This window comes from Nitrospiria bacterium (genome assembly GCA_035498035.1).
Classification (GTDB): domain Bacteria; phylum Nitrospirota; class Nitrospiria; order JACQBZ01; family JACQBZ01; genus JACQBZ01.
On sequence record DATKAN010000026.1, the window covers coordinates 106108 to 127300 of the forward strand.

At 56.5% G+C, this 21193-nt stretch carries 24 protein-coding genes and 1 tRNA gene; 6 read left to right on the top strand and 19 right to left on the bottom strand.

Annotated features, from left to right (window positions below):
• The first annotated feature begins 105 nt into the window (after positions 1-105).
• Positions 106-825 (top strand): hypothetical protein, encoded by a 720-nt coding sequence (locus tag VMN77_05950; protein HTN43324.1) that lies wholly within the window; start codon positions 106-108, stop codon positions 823-825.
• 108 nt (positions 826-933) lie between these two features.
• Here the strand turns inward: VMN77_05950 and VMN77_05955 are convergent, their stop codons facing one another.
• The 17 genes from VMN77_05955 to VMN77_06035 all read right to left on the bottom strand — a co-directional run bounded on the left by VMN77_05955 (position 934) and on the right by VMN77_06035 (position 15707).
• Positions 934-1884: a metal ABC transporter substrate-binding protein gene (locus VMN77_05955; GenBank protein HTN43325.1), complete on the bottom strand. Its 951-nt coding sequence runs from the start codon at positions 1882-1884 to the stop codon at positions 934-936.
• Between the two features lie 19 nt (positions 1885-1903).
• On the bottom strand, positions 1904-2248 hold the full coding sequence (locus VMN77_05960) for a histidine triad nucleotide-binding protein (protein HTN43326.1): 345 nt from the start codon (positions 2246-2248) through the stop codon (positions 1904-1906).
• A 1-nt stretch (position 2249) separates the two neighbouring features.
• The gene (gene hisIE, locus VMN77_05965; protein ID HTN43327.1) at positions 2250-2930 is read right to left on the bottom strand and encodes a bifunctional phosphoribosyl-AMP cyclohydrolase/phosphoribosyl-ATP diphosphatase HisIE; all 681 of its coding nucleotides are present in this window, start codon (positions 2928-2930) and stop codon (positions 2250-2252) included.
• On the bottom strand, positions 2927-3697 hold the full coding sequence (gene hisF, locus VMN77_05970) for an imidazole glycerol phosphate synthase subunit HisF (protein ID HTN43328.1): 771 nt from the start codon (positions 3695-3697) through the stop codon (positions 2927-2929). The genes hisIE and hisF overlap by 4 nt, the downstream gene beginning before the upstream one ends.
• Positions 3697-4428 carry a 1-(5-phosphoribosyl)-5-[(5-phosphoribosylamino)methylideneamino]imidazole-4-carboxamide isomerase gene (gene hisA / locus VMN77_05975; GenBank protein HTN43329.1) on the bottom strand — a complete coding sequence of 244 codons (732 nt, stop codon included), beginning with the start codon at positions 4426-4428 and terminating at the stop codon, positions 3697-3699. Before hisA ends, hisF begins: the two co-directional genes overlap by 1 nt.
• Complete coding sequence (locus tag VMN77_05980; protein ID HTN43330.1) at positions 4428-5063, bottom strand: hypothetical protein; 636 nt, start codon at positions 5061-5063, stop codon at positions 4428-4430. The genes hisA and VMN77_05980 overlap by 1 nt, the downstream gene beginning before the upstream one ends.
• On the bottom strand, positions 5054-5659 hold the full coding sequence (gene hisH, locus VMN77_05985; protein ID HTN43331.1) for an imidazole glycerol phosphate synthase subunit HisH: 606 nt from the start codon (positions 5657-5659) through the stop codon (positions 5054-5056). The genes VMN77_05980 and hisH overlap by 10 nt, the downstream gene beginning before the upstream one ends.
• Before the next feature lie 263 nt (positions 5660-5922).
• Entirely contained in the window at positions 5923-6516 is a 594-nt protein-coding gene (gene hisB, locus VMN77_05990) for an imidazoleglycerol-phosphate dehydratase HisB (protein HTN43332.1), read from the bottom strand.
• Positions 6513-7796, bottom strand: a complete 1284-nt coding sequence (gene hisD / locus VMN77_05995) for a histidinol dehydrogenase (protein HTN43333.1) — start codon at positions 7794-7796, stop codon at positions 6513-6515. The genes hisB and hisD overlap by 4 nt, the downstream gene beginning before the upstream one ends.
• Complete coding sequence (hisG, locus tag VMN77_06000) at positions 7793-8443, bottom strand: ATP phosphoribosyltransferase (GenBank protein ID HTN43334.1); 651 nt, start codon at positions 8441-8443, stop codon at positions 7793-7795. Before hisG ends, hisD begins: the two co-directional genes overlap by 4 nt.
• A complete protein-coding gene (murA, locus tag VMN77_06005) occupies positions 8440-9705 on the bottom strand; it encodes a UDP-N-acetylglucosamine 1-carboxyvinyltransferase (protein HTN43335.1) in 1266 nt (421 codons plus the stop codon). Before murA ends, hisG begins: the two co-directional genes overlap by 4 nt.
• A 143-nt stretch (positions 9706-9848) precedes the next feature.
• Positions 9849-10736 (bottom strand): peptide chain release factor N(5)-glutamine methyltransferase, encoded by an 888-nt coding sequence (prmC, locus tag VMN77_06010; GenBank protein HTN43336.1) that lies wholly within the window; start codon positions 10734-10736, stop codon positions 9849-9851.
• 32 nt (positions 10737-10768) lie between these two features.
• Positions 10769-11866, bottom strand: a complete 1098-nt coding sequence (prfA, locus tag VMN77_06015) for a peptide chain release factor 1 (GenBank protein ID HTN43337.1) — start codon at positions 11864-11866, stop codon at positions 10769-10771.
• 12 nt (positions 11867-11878) lie between these two features.
• Positions 11879-12079 carry a 50S ribosomal protein L31 gene (gene rpmE, locus VMN77_06020; GenBank protein HTN43338.1) on the bottom strand — a complete coding sequence of 67 codons (201 nt, stop codon included), beginning with the start codon at positions 12077-12079 and terminating at the stop codon, positions 11879-11881.
• A gap of 354 nt (positions 12080-12433) precedes the next feature.
• Positions 12434-13681, bottom strand: coding sequence for a transcription termination factor Rho (gene rho, locus VMN77_06025; GenBank protein ID HTN43339.1), 1248 nt, complete (start codon positions 13679-13681; stop codon positions 12434-12436).
• A 366-nt stretch (positions 13682-14047) separates the two neighbouring features.
• Positions 14048-14854, bottom strand: a complete 807-nt coding sequence (locus VMN77_06030) for a formylglycine-generating enzyme family protein (protein HTN43340.1) — start codon at positions 14852-14854, stop codon at positions 14048-14050.
• A gap of 31 nt (positions 14855-14885) precedes the next feature.
• On the bottom strand, positions 14886-15707 hold the full coding sequence (locus tag VMN77_06035; protein ID HTN43341.1) for a formylglycine-generating enzyme family protein: 822 nt from the start codon (positions 15705-15707) through the stop codon (positions 14886-14888).
• 434 nt (positions 15708-16141) lie between these two features.
• Between VMN77_06035 and serS the strand changes: the two genes are divergently transcribed.
• From serS to VMN77_06055, 4 genes are all read left to right on the top strand, one after another.
• Positions 16142-17422: a serine--tRNA ligase gene (serS, locus tag VMN77_06040; GenBank protein HTN43342.1), complete on the top strand. Its 1281-nt coding sequence runs from the start codon at positions 16142-16144 to the stop codon at positions 17420-17422.
• A gap of 116 nt (positions 17423-17538) precedes the next feature.
• Positions 17539-17621: transfer RNA gene (locus tag VMN77_06045), tRNA-Ser, on the top strand.
• Positions 17622-17759: 138 nt separating this feature from the next.
• Positions 17760-18323 (top strand): NAD(P)H-dependent oxidoreductase, encoded by a 564-nt coding sequence (locus VMN77_06050; GenBank protein ID HTN43343.1) that lies wholly within the window; start codon positions 17760-17762, stop codon positions 18321-18323.
• Positions 18324-18614: 291 nt separating this feature from the next.
• The gene (locus VMN77_06055) at positions 18615-19508 is read left to right on the top strand and encodes a restriction endonuclease (GenBank protein ID HTN43344.1); all 894 of its coding nucleotides are present in this window, start codon (positions 18615-18617) and stop codon (positions 19506-19508) included.
• Positions 19509-19598: 90 nt separating this feature from the next.
• Here VMN77_06055 and VMN77_06060 read toward each other — a convergent pair whose 3' ends face one another.
• Positions 19599-19844, bottom strand: coding sequence for a hypothetical protein (locus VMN77_06060; protein HTN43345.1), 246 nt, complete (start codon positions 19842-19844; stop codon positions 19599-19601).
• Entirely contained in the window at positions 19841-20383 is a 543-nt protein-coding gene (locus VMN77_06065) for a nucleotidyltransferase (protein ID HTN43346.1), read from the bottom strand. The genes VMN77_06060 and VMN77_06065 overlap by 4 nt, the downstream gene beginning before the upstream one ends.
• 218 nt (positions 20384-20601) lie before the next feature.
• Between VMN77_06065 and VMN77_06070 the strand changes: the two genes are divergently transcribed.
• The gene (locus tag VMN77_06070) at positions 20602-21189 is read left to right on the top strand and encodes a LemA family protein (protein ID HTN43347.1); all 588 of its coding nucleotides are present in this window, start codon (positions 20602-20604) and stop codon (positions 21187-21189) included.
• The last annotated feature ends 4 nt before the right edge of the window (positions 21190-21193 follow it).

Here is a 21193-nt window from a genome sequence, read left to right on the forward strand (position 1 = left end):
ATCAGATAGTTATAAATTTGACAAAAAAGACAATGAGTGGTAAATTAAAAAAAAATCTAAATATTAGACATCGACCGAAGATGACAATGTTAAGAGGTATTAAACGTGTTAAAGGTCCAGTTAAAGTCCATAATACTGGTTTCAGCCTTCTGGGCCCTTGCCTCTCGGGCGGGATACGCATTTGATGGTGCCCTTGATACAGTTATTATTACTCCTTCCCAAACCGACGTTATCCAGGAAAGCAACCGCACTTTAATAACCACGTTTTCAAATAATCTCGATTTAGCTTTTCAGAAGACACTCGATGATAAACACCCGCTTCTTTCTCTATATTATCGGGATCTTTACTCAAATGCCGGTTCCACCTACATGATGTCGGATACCGAACGGAATTCAGAAGCCCGTCTTTTAACTAGACAGGCCCTCTCCAGGGCCCTCCAAGATACAGTTAACAATGTGAATCTACTCTACACCCTTAAAGCGTACGGTCACGCCATGACCTCGGCCAATATGAAGGTGAAGGACGGAAACATGAATTTTGAAGGGCCTTCCTTAAACCCTTCCGGAAACCGCGCTGATTCCGTCCCTCGAGATGTGCTTCGCAGCAGTCTGATATTAAACGACAATGTTCATTTTGGATTGACCTTCCAGACGAGCTTTGGATCAGTTCAGTCCAATCTTACCTATTTCTTAGCCGGACGCGATATCCTGGGGGCCAGCCTTCAGGAGGACCTCACTCAAAATTCCAAACTCGTCTTGGAATATCGGATGGCGCCGGATGAAAACCGCGCGTTGCTCAGCCTCCGGCTTCCTTTCCAATACTAGCCCTCCCATAATTTATTCGGGATTCCAGGTCTTCGCTGACCGATGACCCGTTGAAAAATCCAGGACCCGCCTTTGGTAAATTCACGGTCGGTTTGGACACGGGCAAAATTATTCCTTGAAGGCGTTGATCAGTTGATCTACGTTGTATTCGATCATCGATCGGTAGTTTTCCGTACCCGGCAAGACTCCGGGAGTCGGGGTCAGAACTACCACGTGGGCTCCGGTTTGCTGGGCCAGCATCTGGGGCAGCGTTGGATTCAATTGAGGTTCGGAAACGATGATTCGGATCTTTTCGGCCTTGATCATCCGAACGAGATCGGAAAGGTGTTTTTCAGAAGGCTCGGTCCCGACTTCTGAAACGATGCTCCCTCGGACTGCAAACCCGAAACGCCGCGCAAAATAGGACCAGGAGGCGTGATGGGTGACGATCTTTCTATTTGGGAGCGGTTTGAGCTTCACCATCAAGCGGCGCTGGGTTTGATCCAGATCCTGAATATACCGTGCCTGATTCCGGAAGTAGTCGTTTTTATGAGCCGGGTCGATCTTTATCAAACCCTCGGTAATATGGCGAACCATCAGCTTGGCATTTTCGGGATCGAGCCAAATGTGCGGATCCCCCATTGAATGCGGGTCATCCGAAGGGACGGTGATAGCCCGGTTCTTCAGAACAGGGACCCCGATAGATGTTGTGATAGTCAAAAGTGCGGGATTGCCGGCCTTTTCGACCAAGGCGTCGAGCCAGACTTCCAGTCCCAATCCGACCCGGACCAGCATTCGGGCTCCCTGGATCGCTAGCATGTCGGCCGGTTTGGGGGTATAGGTATGCGCGCTCTCCAGGCCGCTGAGGAGGCTGGTAACCGTCACCCGATCACGGCCAATTTCCTGGACCAGGTCCTTGAGGACGGGCAACGTTGTGACCACTTTGACCGGTTCGTCGGAGACGACCGAATCGGTCGCCGCTGTCGTCGGCGCGGGCAACCCGCCGCCGAATAACGACATCGTCATTGTGACGATGACCAGCGTCGTCTTTCCACGAACTCTCGTCAAACGCGTATTCAAAATTACATTCTGGGATGAATTAACCCGGCGGCCAGGTCATCTGTCGGCCCCCCAACAGATGAACATGGAGATGGTAGACGGTTTGCCCTCCTCCCGATCCGGTGTTGATCACGATTCGAAAACCGGACGGGTTGAGGTTGTGTGTTTTCGCCAGCCCGTTCGCAACCAGGAACAACGAACCCATCAGTTCCTTGTCTGCCTTCGTCAGGTTCATCAGAGAATCGATATGCTTCCGGGGTACGACAAGAATATGTACCGGTGCCTGGGGGTTGATGTCTTCAAAGGCCACGATGGCGTCGTCTTCATAAACGAGTCGGCCCGGGATTTCTTTTTTAATGATACGGCAGAACAGGCATTGGGTCATGTCAGGTCCTCCTCTGTCTAACGAATCGGCTCATTTTTCCAAAACGCTTCTGCAATTCTTCATAGATGTCGCTGGGGGAAATATTGTGGTGGCCAAGCAAGACCAGGGTATGAAACCACAAATCGGCGACCTCCCATATGATTTCCGATGGGCGATTATTTTTTGAGCCGATGATCAGTTCCCCTGACTCTTCCCCGATCTTTTTTAAAATTTTGTCTCGGCCCGAGGTCAATAACCAGGAAACATAGGATTTTCCTTTGGGTGATCGCTTCCGGTCCAAAATAACATCATAAATGCGGTCAAGAATCAAGGCCCTGGCTGACATCGGTTTAAGCCGGCGGATACGGCCTTTCTCGACGGCACGGAAAAAGCACGACGGCTGGCCGGTGTGGCAGGCCGGCCCTTCCGGTTCGACGCGGATAAGCAGGCTGTCTCCGTCGCAATCGATCCGGATTTCCTTGACGTTCAGATAGCTCCCGGAGGTGGCCCCCTTGTGCCAGAGGGTTTTCCGGGAGCGGCTCCAGAAATGGACCTGCCCGGTCCGCATTGTCTTGTCCAGGGACTTCCGGTTCATGAAGGCCATCATCAAGATCGAGTCGTCCCGATGATCCTGGACAATCGCGGGGATCAAGCCTTTTTCATCGAATTTCAATCCGGGCGGCAGCCGCTTTGAAGAAGTCATCGGGACCTCGCCGGGAATCGAACCCGGATGCCTTTGGAATCGAGAAACGTTTTGGCATCGAGAATGGTGTACTGTCTATAATGAAAGATCGAAGCGGCCAGGACGGCGTCGGCACGTCCCTCGGCCAATACGTCGTAGAGGTGCTCGAGGCTGCCCGCTCCGCCCGATGCGATAATCGGGATTGAGACGGCGTCCGACACGGCCCGCGTGAGTTCGATGTCGTAGCCTTTCCGAGTACCATCCTGATCCATGCTTGTCAGTAGAATTTCGCCCGCACCGGCCTCGGTCATCCGGACAGCCCACCCCACGGCCTCCAGCCCGGTCGTCTTTCGCCCGCCATGGGTGTAAACCATCCAGGTATTCTGGGACCGTTTGGCGTCGATCGCGACCACGATGCATTGGCTGCCGAATCGTTCCACGGCCGCCTTTACAAAGGCGGGGTCCTCCACGGCGGCGGTGTTGATCGAAACCTTGTCCGCCCCCGCGAGCAAGAGATCGCGGATGTCTTGCAGGGTCCGGACTCCCCCTCCGACCGTCAGCGGCATAAACACCTCGGCGGCCGTTCGTTCCACGACCTCCAGCAGAATCTTCCGCTTCTCGTGGGAAGCGGTGATGTCCAGATAACAAAGCTCATCGGCGCCTTCTGTATCGTAGAACCGGGCAATCTCAACCGGGTCGCCCGCATCACGGAGGTTGACGAATCCGATTCCTTTTACAACCCGTCCATCCTTGACGTCCAGGCAGGGAATGATCCGTTTGGCCAGCATCAGTGCGCCCCCTGGGCCCTTGAAATCGCCTCGCTCAATTTGAATGCGCCGGTATATAAAGCTTTCCCGATGATGACGCCCGCTACGCCGGAGGACTCCAACGTGAGTAGCGCGTCGATATCCTCCAGGGATGCGACCCCACCGGAAGCGATGACCGGTATTTCTCCTGAGCGCGCGAGTTCCTGAACCGCTTCAAGATTCGGTCCCTTTAGCATGCCATCCCGTTGAACGTCCGTAAAAATGATCGAAACGATTCTAAGTCCCGTCAACTTTTTTGCAAAATCGATTACCGACTCTCCGGTGGGTTGTGTCCATCCCTGCACCACGATCTTCCCATCCCGTGCGTCCAGTCCGACCGATATTCCAATCGGAAATAGGTCGCATGCTGATTTCAAAAACTGTAGAGATTGCATTGCCTTAGTTCCCAGGACAAGCCTTGACGCTTCTTTTTGCCTGTAATATTCAATGTCGGCCAATGTCCTTATGCCTCCCGCGACCTGGATGGGAATATCAACGGTTTGAATCATCTTCACAATGAGTTCGTGATTTATTGGCCTTCCCTTGAACGCCCCGTCCAGATCCACGACATGAATCAATTCCGCGCCTTCCGATTCCCAACGTTGTGCCACCGCAAGCGGATCATCCGAATAGATCGACTCCGTCCCAAGACGCCCTTGTCTGAGGCGTATACATTTTCCATCTTTGATATCGATCGCGGGGATAATCAACATCAGTTCGTTTTCCTTTGGGTCCAGGGAGAAGCCGCGATCAGCTGTTCGACGGCATCTTCGGACAATTCGGAGGCCGTCAGCCATCGCCACCCGCGTTTAAAGAAAAGGCTGTAAGCGGAGATGTCCTCAAACAAGGATTTTTGCGTTTCATTATAGCTGGCCTTCCAAAGAAGATGGCCATCTTCCGCATGAATCAGTTGTACCTTAACCCCAACCGAGGCCGGTCTACTGATCGAATAGGCGGTCCCATCCCGTTCCGTATAGGCCGTCACGGATCCGAAAAGCACGGTCGACGTCTTTAAAATCTTTCCGATCTGTTCGGCCCTTTGGAGATCGGATAGAGGCGTCCCGTCGCCCGACGGGAGAGGTTGCTGTCCCTCCCAACGGACGACCTTGACATGGAGTTCGATCAGTTTGCGGTAAAACTGGTCCGTGATAATTTGGGCCCCGTCGTCTTCGACCTTGCCGGAACGAATCTCGCCTGTTGTCGAAGGTTCCACAACGAAGGGAATGAGGCCGACATCCTGTACGGAGTGCTTTTCAAGCTCGTGCGGCAACGAGCTTTGGATGTATTTCGGCCCGCAGCCGACCAGGCCGACCAATAGGACACAAAATACCGACCGCTTCATCGACATTGCGCAAAATTCCGAAGGAGCTTCAAACCGACCGCCTGACTCTTTTCCGGGTGAAACTGACAGGCGAAGACGTTGCCGACGGCGATGCTGGAAGCAAAGGGCTGTCCGTATTCGGTCGTCGAGGCGATCACGGCCGAATCATCGGGCACTCCATAATAGGAATGGACGAAATAAAACATCGCGTCCATCGGGAGGCCTTGAAGTAACGGCGTGGCTTGGCGAATCTCCAGTGTGTTCCATCCCATATGCGGGACTTTCAGCCCCGCGTCTGGAAAGCGGACGACGCGGCCCCGGATCCAGCCCAGGCCTTTGTGAAGGCCGAACTCCTCGCTCTCCGTGAACAGGAGTTGCAATCCCAAGCAGACCCCGAGAAACGGTTTTCCGCTCGACAGGGTTCGAAGGACGGGATCGATCAGGCCCAGTTCCTCCAGATTTCGCATGCAGTCGGGAAAGGCGCCTACGCCGGGAAGGACAACGTGGCTTGCATCGTCAATCTGGCGGGGGTTGCGCGTGACGTTGACCGCAAAGCCCAGCCGTTCGAAGGCCTTCGAGACGCTTCGGAGATTGCCCATGCCGTAGTCAATAATGGCGATCATGTTGAATTATTTTCGGGGCTCACGCCGCCTATGATTCTATCCGGCGGGCCGGTGCGATGCCGTGGCTCCTTCGATGCCCCCAGACCCCGCGCTCGGAGGGGCGAAGCCCGATCCTCGCTTCCCGTCGAAGCCAGGTAAATCTCCCTACTTACGATTCTCAATTCTCCATTCAATAAAAAATCCCTTGGCGGGAAATTTTCAGCCTCCCGCTTTGCTCGCTAGGTGAACCCCAAAGCAGGTGGGGCGTCCCCCCGGTCGCTCCCTTACAATTTACCCTTCGTGGACGGAACGCCGCGCGTTCGCGCATCCATCTGCACCGCCAGATCCAGGGCCCGTCCGAAGGCCTTGAAGATGGCCTCGAGCACATGGTGGGGATTCTTTCCGTAGGGGACATTGATATGGAGCGTAGTCCCGCTGTGAACGACGAACGCCTTGAAAAACTCCTCAATGAGCTCCACATCGAAGTCCCGGATCTTGTTTTTCCTTGGTAGCGGAACCTGGTAGATCAGATACGGTCGTCCGGAAAGGTCCAGATCCACCCGGGCGATCGCTTCATCCATCGGTACGGAAAAGGAACCGTACCGTTTGATCCCCTTCTTGTCACGAAGCGCCTTGGAAACGGCCTCTCCCAAAACGATTCCGATATCCTCCACCGTATGATGAAAATCAACCTCCGTGTCGCCCCGCGCCATGACCGCGAGATCCATCCGGCCGTGTTTGGCCATCAGGGTGAGCATGTGATCCAAAAACGGCATCGTGGTTTGGACACGGCTCCTTCCGGTGCCGTCCAGATCCAGCCGGACTTTTACTTGGGTTTCGGTGGTCTTCCTTTGAACTTCCGCCCGACGCGTCTTCATTGAGTGCGAACCTCCACGGCACGGGCATGCGCCTGCAGCCCCTCCATCTCGGCGATCCGAATGGCCGCATCCTTGACCCGTGAAAGGCCTTCACGGCTGAACGCAAGGAGGCTGGTTTTCTTCACAAAGTCGTCCACCGACAGGGGCGAAGAGAAGCGTGCGGTTCCGCCGGTCGGCAGGACATGGTTCGGCCCCGCCACGTAATCGCCGAGGGACTCGGTGGTGTAGTGGCCGAGAAAGACGGCCCCGGCATGCTTGACCTCCGGGAGCAGACGGTCCGGTTGGTCCACGGCCAGTTCGAGATGTTCCGGTGCGATCGCATTGGCCATGGCCACGGCCTGGGCCAGGTCTCTCACTCGGAAGATTTTTCCCGAACGACGGAGCGCCTGGGCGATGATCTTTTTTCTCGGAAGCCGTTCGATCTGTTCCTTCATCCGCGTCCGGACTTTTCGGATCAGCGAATCGCTGGGAGTGATCAGGATCGAGATCGCAAGCTCGTCATGTTCGGCCTGGGACAGCAGGTCGGCCGCGACGAAACGGGGGTCGGCCGTATCGTCCGCGATCACGACGATCTCGCTGGGTCCGGCGATCATATCGATGTCCACCAGCCCGAAAACGAGCCGTTTGGCCGTGGCGACGTAAATGTTTCCGGGCCCGACGATCTTGTCCACCCGGGCGATGGTCTTGGTCCCGTAGGCCATCGCGCCGATCGCCTGCGCGCCGCCGACCGCGTAGATTTCGTCGACGCCGGCCAGATCGGCCGCGACGAGCAGGTGAGGGTTCATCCCGCCTCCAGGGGTCGGCGTGCACATCACGACTTCCGGAACGCCGGCCACCTTGGCCGGAACGGCGTTCATCAATACGGAAGACGGATAGGCCGCTTTCCCTCCGGGGACGTAGATCCCGACCCGGTCCAGGGGGCGCACCAATTGGCCCAGGGTGATCTGCTGCTCTTCATAGCTCCAGCTCTTCGGCTTTTGCCGTTCGTGGAACGAGCGGATTCGATCGGCGGCAAATCGAAGGGAGTCCACGGCCTCGGGGGCCACTTGACGGTAGGCCTCCTTGATCCGCTCCGGACGGATCCGAAGTCGGTCGGCCGTGAGACGGACCTGATCAAAATCGCGCGAATAACGAAGGACGGCGGCATCTCCCCGTCGTCGAACCGCCTCCAGGACCGTCCGGACCGTCGTTTCGACGCCTCTGGGAGTCGAGGAAGTCCGCCGCAGGCGTGCCAGCCACGCCCCGGCCGGGGTTTTTGAATTGATCCGGATCAATTTCATGCCGTCGTCTCGCCGATCGTTTTCTCCAGACGTTGGATCAGCTCCGTGATCGTCTTGGATTTTGTTTTGAGGCTGGCCCGATTCACGATCAATCGGGCGGTGGACTGTGCGATGACCGCCTGCTCCTCGAGGTGGTTTTCCCGCAGGGTCGTCCCGGTGGTGATCAAGTCCACGATCTGTTCCGACAATCCCACCAAAGGTGCCAGCTCGATCGCCCCCGACAGCCGGATGATCTCGACCGGCAGACCCTTTTCGTTGAAATATCGCTCCGCGATCTTGGGATATTTCGTCGCAATCTTGAGTTTGGCCGAAGACCAGCTGGGCGTCACGGCGGCCGTTCGGGGTCCGGCCACCACGATCCGGCAGGCCCCGAAGCGAAGGTCGAGCGGTTCGTACACGTCGGGCTCCTGTTCCAGAAGGACGTCTTTGCCGGCGATGCCCATGTCGGCCGCCCCGTACTCGACGTAGGTCGGCACATCCACCGCACGCACGATCACCATGCGGAGCCGGTGAGGGGCGTTTTCGAACAGGAGTTTGCGGCTATCGGCCTTTAGACCCCGCGGAAGGAGTCCGTTCTTCCTGAAAAGGGCGATGGACGGATTGAGCAGGCGCCCTTTCGGCAATGCAATGGTGACGGTGTCTTTCATGAGGGTTGCTTAATCCGGGCGATCTCTCCCCCGAGGTTTGAAAATTTCTGTTCGATCTTTTCGTAGCCCCTGTCCAGGTGATAGACGCGCGAGATCTCGGTCTCTCCTTCCGCGGCCAGGCCCGCAAGGACCAGGCCGGCGCTGGCCCGGAGGTCCGAGGCCATCACCGGCGCCCCGCTCAAGCGCGAGGTCCCTTTAATCACCGCATTGTTTCCCTGAACATGGATATCCGCGCCCATGCGTCGGAGTTCGGCCACGTGCGAGAACCGATTCTCAAACACCGTTTCGGTGATTACGCTCAGGCCGTCGGAGAGCGTCATCAGGGCCATGATCTGAGCCTGCATGTCCGTCGGGAATCCCGGATACGGGTTCGTCTTGATATCCACCGCGGCGATCCGCCCCGTTGCCGTGGCCCGCACGCCGTCCCCTTCCTCACCAATCTGGACGCCGGCCTCACGCAGCTTTTGCAAAACGGCGTCCAGATACCCGGGGGCGCAGCCGCGGACGAAGACGGCCCCTCGTGTTATGGCGGCGGCGGTCAGGAAAGTTCCGGCCTCGATGCGATCCGGCATGATTTGGTAGGCGCAGGGGTCGTTTAACGATTCGACTCCGTCGATCGTGACGACGTCCGTGCCGGCCCCCTTGATTTTCGCGCCGCACCGAATCAGAAAGTAAGCCAGATCGGCCACCTCCGGCTCGCGGGCGGCATTTTCGATTACCGTGACCCCGTCGGCCAGGGTGGCGGCCATCATGAGATTCTCCGTGCCCGTGACCGAGGGAAGATCCAAGTGTATCCGGGCGCCCTTGAGACGTCGGGCCTTGACCGTGACATAACCGTGCTCGATCTGGATCTCGGCCCCCATCTTTTCCAACCCCATCAAGTGAAGATTGATGGGCCGGGCTCCGATCGCGCAGCCCCCCGGAAGTGAAACTCGGGCCTCGCCGAAGCGCGCGGCCAGCGGACCCAGGACCAGGACCGAGGCGCGCATCGTTTTAACCAGCTCATAAGGGGCATCGTGACGGGCCAGCGCGGGCATCCGAACCGCCCACCTCCCCTGACCGTCATCATCGACCAAGGCGCCGAGATGAATCAAGAGGCGTTTGATCGTCGCCACGTCCATCAGCCTCGGAATGTTCCGGACCCGGAGTTCCGCCCGGCTCAGAAGGGTCGCCGCAAGGATGGGCAGCGCGGCATTCTTGGCCCCGCTCACCGCCACCTCGCCTTTGAGCGGCTTACCGCCTTTGATTAAAATTTTATCCATCGGTTATAGGGGCTCGCGTCGCCCTCTCCGCTGGCAGAGCCGGTTGGAGCGACTCGACTGAGCTCGTCGAAGTCCTCCCCCCTCTCGCTCCCTTTGCTCGCTGATTTGAAACCTGCGAGCAGAACCGGCAGCATCGACTTGATTCATGGTTTTGTTAGAACAATCACCCGATCAACCCCCGCCAGATCCTTTCTTATCTGATCAATCCGCCAGCCGTTCTGCTCAGCCATCACGCGGACGGGGGACGCCTGCCGGATCCCGACCTCAAGAAAGAGGCGTCCGCCGGGGCGAAGAAACCCCAGGGCGCCGGGCAAAATCCGACGGTAGTAATCCAACCCGTCGCATCCGCCGTTGAGGGCGATCCGGGGTTCATGAAACCTCACCTCCGGCTGCAGTCGATCCAGTTCTTCGGCCGGAACGTAGGGAGGATTGGCCGTCATGACGTCAATTTTTTCGTGTAAACGCATCGAGGACAAGGGCTCCAGCAGATCGCCTTCCAGAAATTCGATCCGCCCGATCATCTCGTGACGTAAGGCGTTCAAGCGCGCGACATCGAGCGCGGCGGGCGAGCGATCGGTCGCAAGGATCCGAGCCGCCGGATAAAGCCGGCCCAGCGTGACGGCCAGACAGCCCGTGCCGGTGCAGAGATCGACCAGCGTGATCGGCCCTCCCGGCCGGCCAAACTGCTCCAAAACGGCCTCGATGAGCAGCTCCGTCTCGGGCCGGGGAATCAACGTGTCCGTTGTAACCCGGAATTCCAGCCCCCAGAATTCCTGCACGCCGAGGATGTATTGGAGGGGTTCCCGGAGGGCCCGGCGGCGAATCAGGCCCATAAAGGTTTCCTGTTGCTCGGGATCAAGAGATACGGGATCAGCCCGGTAGAGGTCCAGGCGCGTGCAGGTCAGGGTTTCGGCGATCAGGGTTTCGGCTTCCCGGCGGCCGTCCGGAATCCCGGCCTCGGTCAGCCGATGCGTCGCCGTTCGAAGGAGTTCCTGAAGAGGCATAGAATTTTTCTTCAATCGAATCGTCATGATTTGGTTCTGTTCTCATTCGGTGGTCGTGATCAGGAGGCCATGACCGTGTTGAGCCGGTCGGCCTGGTCGGCCGCGATCAGGGCGTCAAACAGCTCGTCCAGATCCCCGTCGAGCACCTGGGTCAGGCGGTGCAACGTCAACCCGATCCGGTGATCGGTGATCCGATTTTGGGGGAAATTGTACGTGCGTATCTTTTCGCTACGATCCCCCGTGCCCACCTGGGATTTCCGCGCCTTGGCCATTTCGGCCTCCTGCCGGTTCTGCTCGACTTCCAAGAGCCGTGCGCGAAGCACGCGCATGGCCTTTGTTCTGTTCTTGAGTTGGGATCGTTCATCCTGACAGCTCACGACCGTGCCGGTCGGGACGTGTGTGATCCGGACGGCCGAATGGGTTGTGTTGACGCCCTGGCCTCCGGGCCCGGAGGCGCAGAACGTATCGATCCGGAGATCGCTCGGGTCGATCGTGATGTCCACCTCCTCCGCTTCCGGGAGCACCGCCACCGTGACGGCCGAGGTATGAATGCGCCCGCCCGCCTCGGTGACGGGGACGCGCTGAACGCGATGGACCCCGCTTTCAAATTTTAAATGGCGGTAGGCGCCTTTACCTTCGATCGCAACGATGACCTCTTTTAATCCCCCGATCCCGGTCGGACTGGAGCTCATGATCTCGACATGCCACCGGTGATTCTCGGCATACCGCGTATACATCCGGAACAATTCAGCCGCAAAGAGAGCGGCCTCGTCGCCTCCGGTGCCGGCCCGGATCTCCAGAATGGTGTTCTTGTCATCGCGGGGATCCCTGGGCAACAAGAGGCGCTTGAGCTGCTGCTCCCGCATGTCTTTACGCTTTAAAAGTTCCTGGCGCTCGTGTTCCGCCATCTCCCTCAAGCCGGCTTCCGCCCGAGCGTCCCGAAGCATTTCTTCGGTTGCCTCGATCTCTTTGAGAACGACCTTGAATTGCCGGTACTGTTCCATGACCTCTTCGAGATCGGCGCGCTCCTTGGCCAGACGCTGAAATTGGGACTGATCCGCGATAACTTTGGGATCGCTTAGGGCCCGAGTCAATCCGTCGAATTTATCCTGAATCATCTCAAGCTTTTGTATGAAAACCTGATCGTTCATCGTCATAGGATTTGAAGCTTATGGCTTTTTGTACTTTTTCCGAAACCGTTCGACGCGGCCTTCCGTGTCGATCAGCTTCTGCGTGCCCGTAAAAAAAGGATGGCAGGCGGAACAGATCTCCACATGGATGTCGTTCCGGGTCGAGCGGGTCTTAATGACACTCCCGCAGGCGCAGGTGATGTCGGTCGGTTGATACGCCGGATGAATCCCTTCTTTCATTTGATCCTCCTCTACTTGTAAGGGCTCAGGTGCCCACCGTTATCTTTGAGGGCCCTTGCGGGCTTCGCTCCTCCAAGCCCCCACGCCCCGCGATCGGGCGGGCCAAGCCCGATCCTCGTTCCCACCAGCGGGGCCTTTTGAGCCGATCCCTCTCGCTCGCCGTGCACCGCGGGACCCGACGGCTCGATGGGATCTTGGTTGTGTCTATAAAACAGGCCATTATAACATTTTTAATTTCGTATGAAAAGGGCCCGATTGGAAACGCTTTGACCGACCGGCAGTCTGCCAACCGCAGCGGGCAGGGAATCGAAATGTTTTTTTTGCGTTCGATTCGAGGCGAGCGGATCGGGGAGGCTACTTGTTCATCGATTCGAGGAACTCTTTGTTGGTTTTGGTGTTTTTGATTTTGTCGATCAGGAATTCCATGCTTTCCACGGTCGATAGGGGGCTCAAAACCTTCCGCAGAATCCACATCTTGTTCAAATCGTCCTTGTCCACCAGGAGTTCTTCTTTGCGGGTTCCGGACTGATTGATGTCGATCGAGGGGAACACGCGCTTATCGGCCAGCTTTCGGTCGAGATGGACTTCCATATTTCCCGTTCCCTTGAATTCTTCAAAAATGACGTCGTCCATCCGGCTGCCGGTGTCGACCAGGGCCGTCGCCATGATCGTCAGGCTTCCGCCGTTTTCGATGTTCCGCGCCGAACCGAAGAAGCGTTTGGGGCGCTGGAGGGCGTTGGCGTCCAGGCCGCCCGACAAAACCTTGCCGCTGGGCGGGATGATGGAGTTGTAGGCCCGGGCCAGCCGGGTGATGCTGTCCAGCAGGATTACCACGTCGCGTTTGTGCTCGACCAGGCGCTTGGCCTTCTCCAGAACCATTTCGGCGACCTGGGCGTGGCGCTGCGCGGGCTCATCGAAGGTGGAACTGACAACCTCGGCCTTGACCTGGCGCTGCCAATCCGTGACCTCTTCGGGCCGCTCATCGATCAACAGGACGATTAATGTGATTTCGGGATGATTGGAGAGGACGGCCTTCGCGATATTCTGAAGCAGGACCGTTTTGCCGGTGCGGGGAGAGGCGACGATCAATCCGCGCTGACCCTTTCCGATCGGCGTGATCAGTTCCATGACCCGCGTCGACAATTCCAGGGGGTCGTGTTCCAGGCGTATCTTTTCCTCCGGATAGAGGGGGGTGAGGTTGTCGAAAAGGATCTTGTCCCGCGCCGTTTCCGGGTCTTCAAGATTGACCTTCTCCACCTTCAAGAGGGCGAAATACCGTTCCCCTTCTTTGGGTGGACGGATCTGTCCGGAAACGATGTCGCCGGTCCGGAGATTGAAGCGGCGGATTTGAGAGGGGGAAATATAGATGTCATCCGGCCCGGGCAGGTAATTATAGTCCGGCGCGCGCAGAAATCCGAAGCCGTCCGGAAGCGTTTCCAGGACGCCCTCTCCATAGATGACGCCGTTCTTTTCGGCCTGGGCCTGAAGGATCGCGAAGATCAGCTCCTGTTTTCTCAAGTTGCTGGCCCCGTCGATCTTCAGATCCTTTGCGACGTCGTTTAACTCGGCAATATTTTTTTCCTTTAATTCTTGAAGATTCATGCGGTTCTCCTTGACGTTGTCCATTCTATGCGCTCTCGGCCGTAGCCCGCCTTGCGTCAAGCAAGACCCTGGGCAAATTTGAACGTACGCTTTTTAAGTTCTTGATGGTTCGTGTCAAAAGTCTCTTCATCCACTTGGCTGACAATGAAGCAGTTTTTCAAGTTGGGTGAGAAGAGTAATATATTGGTGGATAGTTCACCGGGATCGACTCAAGGCCGCTGAAATCTACGCTGTATGTCTTAATATAAAGAGGAGCTGTATGGATTTCATTCCCTGTTGAAGAATCGGCTTCTTGCGGTGTGTACTTTTGTACTATAGCCGATCATTATGGATTTTGTCAACCTCTTATTTATGCGTACGGGCACCCTATTTTAGATCTTTGGCGCAACGGAAACCGGCGTCCGGATAAGTCCCTTCAGGACTGATATAGAAACGATAGGAGGTTCGATAAAAGTACGGAATGGCATAGTGGCCCATGCCGCCCCAACTGCTGCCTCGGATGACCTTGAATTTCTCACCGAAGGTTTCGCTGGTATAGTCGGAACCGGGGTAAGGCTGATACCAGTCCGAGGTCCATTCCCAGACGTTCCCGGCCATGTCGTAGACGCCGTAAGGGCTCTTTCCGGCTTCAAAATGGCCGACCGGGGTCAAATCACCGATGCCGGTGTCCCCGGTATTGGCCTTGGTCGCATCGAATTCGTTGCCCCAGGGATAGTCACGACCGTCCGTTCCTCGGGCGGCTTTTTCCCACTCCGCCTCGGTCGGAAGGCGTTTCCCGGCCCAGCGGCAGAACCGCTCCGCGTCGTACCAGTTGACGTACACCACCGGGTAATTTTCGCGGCCGGGCGTGATCTGGCCGGAGGGCCAGTTCTCCGGCGGCCGGGAGCCCGTGGCAATCACGAACGGCTTGTAGGCGGCATTGGTCACTTCATACTTGTCCATGAAATAATCCTGAAGATGGACCTTGTGTTGGGGGTGTTCGTCCAGATACCAGGGTTTCACCGTCCCGAATTCGGTGGCCTTGCCTTCCGTATCGACTTTATTGCTGCCCATGATGAATTCGCCCGCCGGAACGAGAACCATCCCCGCCGGCGGGGTCCGATTTTTGGGGCATCCCGCGATGACCACCAGGCCGACAATCAGGAAGAGGGGGCGCATTATGAGGCGGAACATTAGAAAAGGCTATCCTTCCATGGGGGAGGTGTTATAGGGATTTGGCGCACCGAAATCCGAAGCCGTTGTTTTTCGTTCCGGGATTAAAAAAGCTGCGGTTGAAGTTCGGGGCGCTGATCCCGCAGTGGTAGCCCGAACAATCGATCCATGATCCGCCTTTCAGCACGCGGTATTTTTCCCCGTAGTTTTCGGTGGGGCGTTTATTCCCCGGATAGGCCTTGTACCAGCTGGCCGTCCACTCCCAGACATTGCCGGCCATGTCCGAGACCCCGTAGGGGCTGTTGCCCTTCGGAAAACTTCCGACGGGGGTGGTCCCTCCCAATTTCAACTGAGGAACGTTCGCCTTTTTGGGATCGAAGTCGTTCCCCCAAGGGAACCAGCGTCCGTCCCGGCCGCGGGCCGCCTTTTCCCATTCGATATCCGTCGGGAGGCGCTTGCCGGCCCAATGACAAAAGTCGTTGGCGTCATACCAGCTTACGAAAACGACCGGATGGTTGCCGTTGTTGGGAGGATAGGCGTTGCCGATCCAGTCGCCCGGGGCGGGCCGTCCGGTCGACTCGATGAATTTCTGGTAAAGAATATTGGTCACCTCGAATTTATCGATGTAGAAGCCGTCCAGATAGACCGTATGCATGGGACCTTCGTCCGGCCATCGGGCATCCGACCCCATGATGAAGGGCCCCTGCGGGATCAGGATCATACCGGGCGGCGACGCCGCCCGGGGCGGACTTGTTTTTGGTGCCTCGGCGGCCGATCCCCCCGTGACCCCTGCGAACAGGCCGAGCGCGTTCACGAGAAGCGAAACCTTGAATAAGAAGAAACAGGGTCTTATCAAATGCTCGAGAACGGTCATGGGGAATGATTTTCGAATCCGCACTGCGAGTGCAATCCCGTCTGTGAGAGGGGAGTTAGCGAGCGAATCAAAATAGGGACTTTCTCCACCCGGATGGGAGAATCACCGGCTGGAAGGCCGGTTCCTCAACCGTCGGTGCGGGCCATCCGTTTCGGGGTCCCATCATAGCAAGGAATTCACGGGTCGTCAAGGAGAACTTCGCGCACGCGTACCGTCGTGGACCGCTATTGACTATTTTCCAACTGCATGTTAGATTCCAAATTTCGATAACCACGGTGTTTGGCGGGGGTTGAGAAGATATTCACGGGCCTCGGCCTTGCATATCTTGCCAGCGAACAACGTGAGCGGGAAGGGGAGAACTTCGACGAGCTCAGTCGAATCGCTCCGTCTGGCTCTGCCAGCGGAGGGGGCGATGCGGGCCCCTATAAGATGCCATGCTGGATCTCAAGTACATTCGAGAACATACGGATCGGGTACGACAAAAGATGGCGGAGCGCGGGCATGCCGTCGACCTTGAAGGATTGCTCGGGGTGGATCGGGAGCGTCGAGAGCTTACGGTCCGTGGGGACGAGCTCAAGCAGCGTCGGAACGCGGCCTCCGATGAGATTACCCGCCTCAAGCAGCAACGGCAATCCGCTGATCCATTGCTGGCCGAGATGAAGCAGGTCTCGGAAGGGATCAAGCAGATCGATGAACGGATTCGCTCGCTCGACGAACAATTGCAGGAGCGGCTGCTCTACCTTCCGAACCTCCTCCACGACTCCGTTCCGGTCGGCAAGGACGAAAAAGAAAATAAAGAACTCCGGCGGTGGGGAACCCAACCGTCTTTGGATTTCCCGACGCGGGCTCATTGGGAGATCGGGGAGAAACTGGGCATCTTGGATTTTGAGCGGGCCTCCCGGGTGACGGGGGCGCGGTTCGTGTTCTATAAAGGCCGGGGGGCCCGGCTTGAACGGGCCCTTATGAATTTCATGCTGGACCTCCACGTCCGTGAGCACGGCTATGAGGAGATCCTTCCGCCGGTCATCGTCAATCGCGCCAGCATGATCGGGACGGGACAACTGCCGAAGTTCGAGGAGGATCTGTTTCGCCTCCGGGATGAGGATTACTTTCTGATCCCCACCGCCGAGGTGCCGGTCACCAACCTATACCGGGACGAAATATTAGAAGAGGATCGCCTGCCGTTGTCCTACGCGGCCTACACCCCCTGTTTCCGCCGCGAGGCCGGCTCCTACGGAAAGGACACGCGGGGTCTGATCCGTCAACATCAATTCAACAAGGTCGAGCTGGTAAAATTCACGACGCCCGAGCGCTCGTATGAAGAGCTGGAGCGGCTGCTCCGGGATGCCGAATCGGTGTTGCAACGGCTCGGGCTGCATTATCGGGTCGTGCTGCTCTGCACGGGGGACAGCGGTTTCTCGTCGGCCAAAACCTACGATATCGAGGTCTGGCTTCCGGGACAGAACCAGTTTCGGGAGATATCCTCCTGCAGCAATTTCGAGTCGTTTCAGGCGCGGCGGGCCGGGATCCGGTATCGGCTGAAGGGCGGCAAAAAGACGGAGTACGTCCACACGCTCAACGGTTCCGGTCTGGCGATCGGCCGCACCGTCGTGGCGATCCTTGAAAATTACCAGCAAAAGGACGGCAGCGTGCTCATTCCCGAAGCCCTGCGCCCGTACATGGGCGGGGTGGGGGAGATTCGGGCGGATCGATAAATGCGAAAATAGAGCAATAGAGAATAGACCGCGTTCTCACGCTATTTTTGGTTCGCGTCTAAATTCTATCGCTGCATTGTTCGAACGCTCCGTAAAATTTGCAAGGCAAATTTTACGGAGGGGTGGCCGAGTGGCCTAAGGCGGCGGTCTTGAAAACCGTTACCCGAAAGGGTCGTGGGTTCGAATCCTACCCCCTCCGGAATTTTTGCTTCGCGAAATTTCAGAGCATTGGAGCGGTGGACATTGGAAGATGGACACGGCTCACAATGCGGTCTAATACTCCATGGCTCTATTTTCAAGGGAAAATTTCCCCTATTTACCGTTTACGATTAACGCTATGAACGCCCCGCGCAACGTTGCCGTGATCGTCGGGAGTCTTCGCAAGGATTCCTTCAGCCGCAAGATGGCCCATGCGCTCGCGGCTGTCGCGCCTGCGTCCCTCAGGCTGCAGATCGTCGAGATCGGTCCATTGCCGCTCTATAATCAGGATCTTGATGGAGCCGATCCGCCGGCCGCCTGGGTCTCTTTCCGGGAACGGATAAGGGCCTCCGATGCCGTTTTGTTTGTCACTCCCGAATACAACCGGTCCGTTCCCGCGGCACTCAAGAACGCGCTGGATGTCGGTTCGCGGCCTTACGGGAAAAGCGCATGGAACGGCAAGCCGGGGGCCGTGGTCGGCGTATCCCAGGGAGCGCTCGGCGCGTTCGGGGCCAATCACCATCTCCGCCAGTCCCTCGTCTTCCTGAACGTGCCCACACTACAGCAGCCCGAGGCCTACATCGGCGGCGCCGCGGGTCTGTTCGACGCGAACGGAACCCTGTCCAATGAAAGCACGCGGGATTTCCTCCGAAAATTCATGGAGGCGTTCGCGGCCTGGATTGAAGTGAACCAACGACGCTAATGAGAAGGGGTTTCCATCAGAGGCAAGCGTTCATTAGGGGCCCAGAGTGCCTGGGCATGCCTTTGAGTGTGTCAGTCCCTTACCCTCCGCCAGAGTTTTTGCTTAAGATCGCTATGCGGTCTAATGCTCCATTGCTGATATAGAGGCGACGTGTTAAGCCGGTCGGCATAAATATAAAGATAAGTTGCAACGGATATCAGTATTATTTGAACGATGACGAAGCGGAGAACTAAGACCAAAAGGTCTCCAGCAAAGCGCAGGATGGGCCGACCCTTCGAGCGTGCAGTGGCGATGATCCAAGCAGGGTTGGATCCTAAAATCACAGTCAAACACGATGAAAAGCTAAAGGACAAACACGGCCACCGGCGTCAGTTCGATGTCGTCTTACGAGGAAAATTTGGCGGGCACGAGGTTCTTGGGGTGATCGAATGCAAGGATTTACAGGGTCCTGTAGGTACTCCCGTCATTGATGCCTTTATTACTAAGGCCGCAAGCGTGGGTGCAGATCTGAAGTTCGTTGTATCGAAGCGCGGATTTTCTAAGCCGGCCCTCAAAATCGCCGCTGACAACCACGTAAATACTTTATCTCTTCTGAAGAGCCCCACTGAAAAACATGGGTTTTCCGTCGGCGACTATGTATATGCATGCAAGCTTACCTGGACCTCCGTAAGGCTTGGGGCCGTCTTGACCAACGGTACAACCCTGTCAATCCTCGATCGGCCGCAAGATGTGTGTGTGAACGGCTATTCTATATTCGAGTGGATTCTCCAAGAGGCTCATTCCACTTTTCTGAGGATTCCGGAACCCGGTTGGTACAGACTACGGCTTAGCTTCCGCGAACCAGCCACGATAGTTTTATCCTCGGGGGCGCACCAGATCCAGGTGCTGGAGGTTCACCTAAAACGTGAACGCGAGTACCGGCGAAAGGCAGCTTTCGCTGTTGGCAGTGGTTTTGTCGATTTTGGTTCGAAAGAACTCAAGGTTCCGGGAGGGGGATCGATTGAAGTATCCTTCACCGCGGACCCACATCTTAAAGATTGGGAGCCCCTTGATGCACTTCCGGAAAAGCCCAGCGCACTAGTGCCAGGAACATTGTTCGTGTACTCAAGGCCGGCTGAAGTACCCCATTCCTCATTTGACGCTCGGAGTGTTGCGGAAATTACATTCAATCCCCTTGTTACCTAATTTAAACCGGAGCCGATTCTGAGGGGACCGAGTCTGCTCACGGCTATGGCCGCTGAAATATGGTGCTGCCGGTTTAAGAACCGGCTGCGATCATCCGATCTGAGCCAGAATCTTTTTCTGTTCCTTTGGAGAAAAGTCCTGTCCGTAAAAACGTAGAAAGATCTCTCTCCGGATCTCCCGCTGATCGGCGTTCGGATGATTCGTCAGAATGGATGCCAGGACCTGGCGGCGGGCCAGGTCGAACATGGAAAATCCCATCTTCAATCGATCCTGCCCGCTCTTCTCCATGATCATCGCATTGAAGCGAGCTTCCACTTCAGGAGGTGTGTCTCTCATCTGTTTGCCTCTTGATAGATTTTCTGGAGTCCCAGTTTGGCCACCCACTTTTGAATGTACCGCCGATCCAAATCGGGTACGGTCTGAAGGAGATTTTTTACATCCCTGATCTGCATTTCGGATTGGCTGTCGTTGGCCCAATCCAATTTGGATAGGATGAGGTCCTCCGGTGAGGCCACAAAAACCCTTGACCCCTCAAACTCGACGGTGCGCCTGCGTTCAAATTCGACCCGGCGGTATTCTGTATCTTTTCTAATGATAAAGTCAACTTTAACGACTCCTTCCCGATGAATGATGTTGAACATTCCCTTGCTTTGAAGCGCGTGTTTCACGACATCCCGGTCAATATAAAAGTCATTCGAGAAAAGGGAGAATAGTTTCTCGATCTTTTCCTCTCCGACCTCGATGATGATATCAATATCCCTTGTCATTCTAGGGACGGTATAGAAATTCGCGGCGATCGAGCCTGTCACCATATATGGCATCCCGGCCGATTCCAGCCTCTGAATTACAATTTTTAGAACCTCCTGCTCGTTCACGATACGGTCTCTTTTGTTTTCCCTATGATATCTTGGAGGGCGACTCTTTTCTTATACGATTTATAAGGGGAAATTATACAGAAGATTTGGAAAAAATGAAAAATGTTTTCGTGTTCATCTTCATTCAAAAACCCGCTTTTGATCGTAGGCCCCTTGTGCCAGGCCCTGTGCTTCCGTTATCATAGATTATCCGCAATAAATTGATGGAGGGTAGTGAGATGCGAAGATTCATGCGAACGGCTGTCGTGGCATTACTACTATCGTCCCTGGCCGGCTGCGGGTATAACGATCTCCAGGGCCTCGATGAGAACGTGAAGTCGGCCTGGTCGGAGGTCCAGAACCAGTACCAGCGACGGGCGGACCTGATTCCGAACCTGGTCAACGTGGTCAAGGGATACGCGGCGCACGAGCGGGAGACCTTGGAGGCCGTCACCGAGGCCCGGGCCAAGGTGGGCTCGCTGCAGGTGACGCCGCAGACGCTCAACGATCCCCAGAGCTTCAAACAATTCGAGAACGCGCAAGCCGGTCTGACCTCGGCGCTTTCCAGGCTGATGGTCGTCGTGGAGAAATATCCCGATCTCAAGGCCAATCAGAATTTTCTGGACCTCCAGTCCCAGCTCGAGGGAACCGAAAACCGGATCACCGTGGCCCGCAAACGCTACATCGATTCCGTGAACGAGTACAACAAGATGGTCCGGTATTTTCCGACCAACCTTACGGCCCGGTATATCCTCCATTTGGAAGTCCGTCCCAATTTCGCGGCCACGACGCCGGGCGCCGAAAAACCGCCCGAGGTGAAGTTCTAAGGTG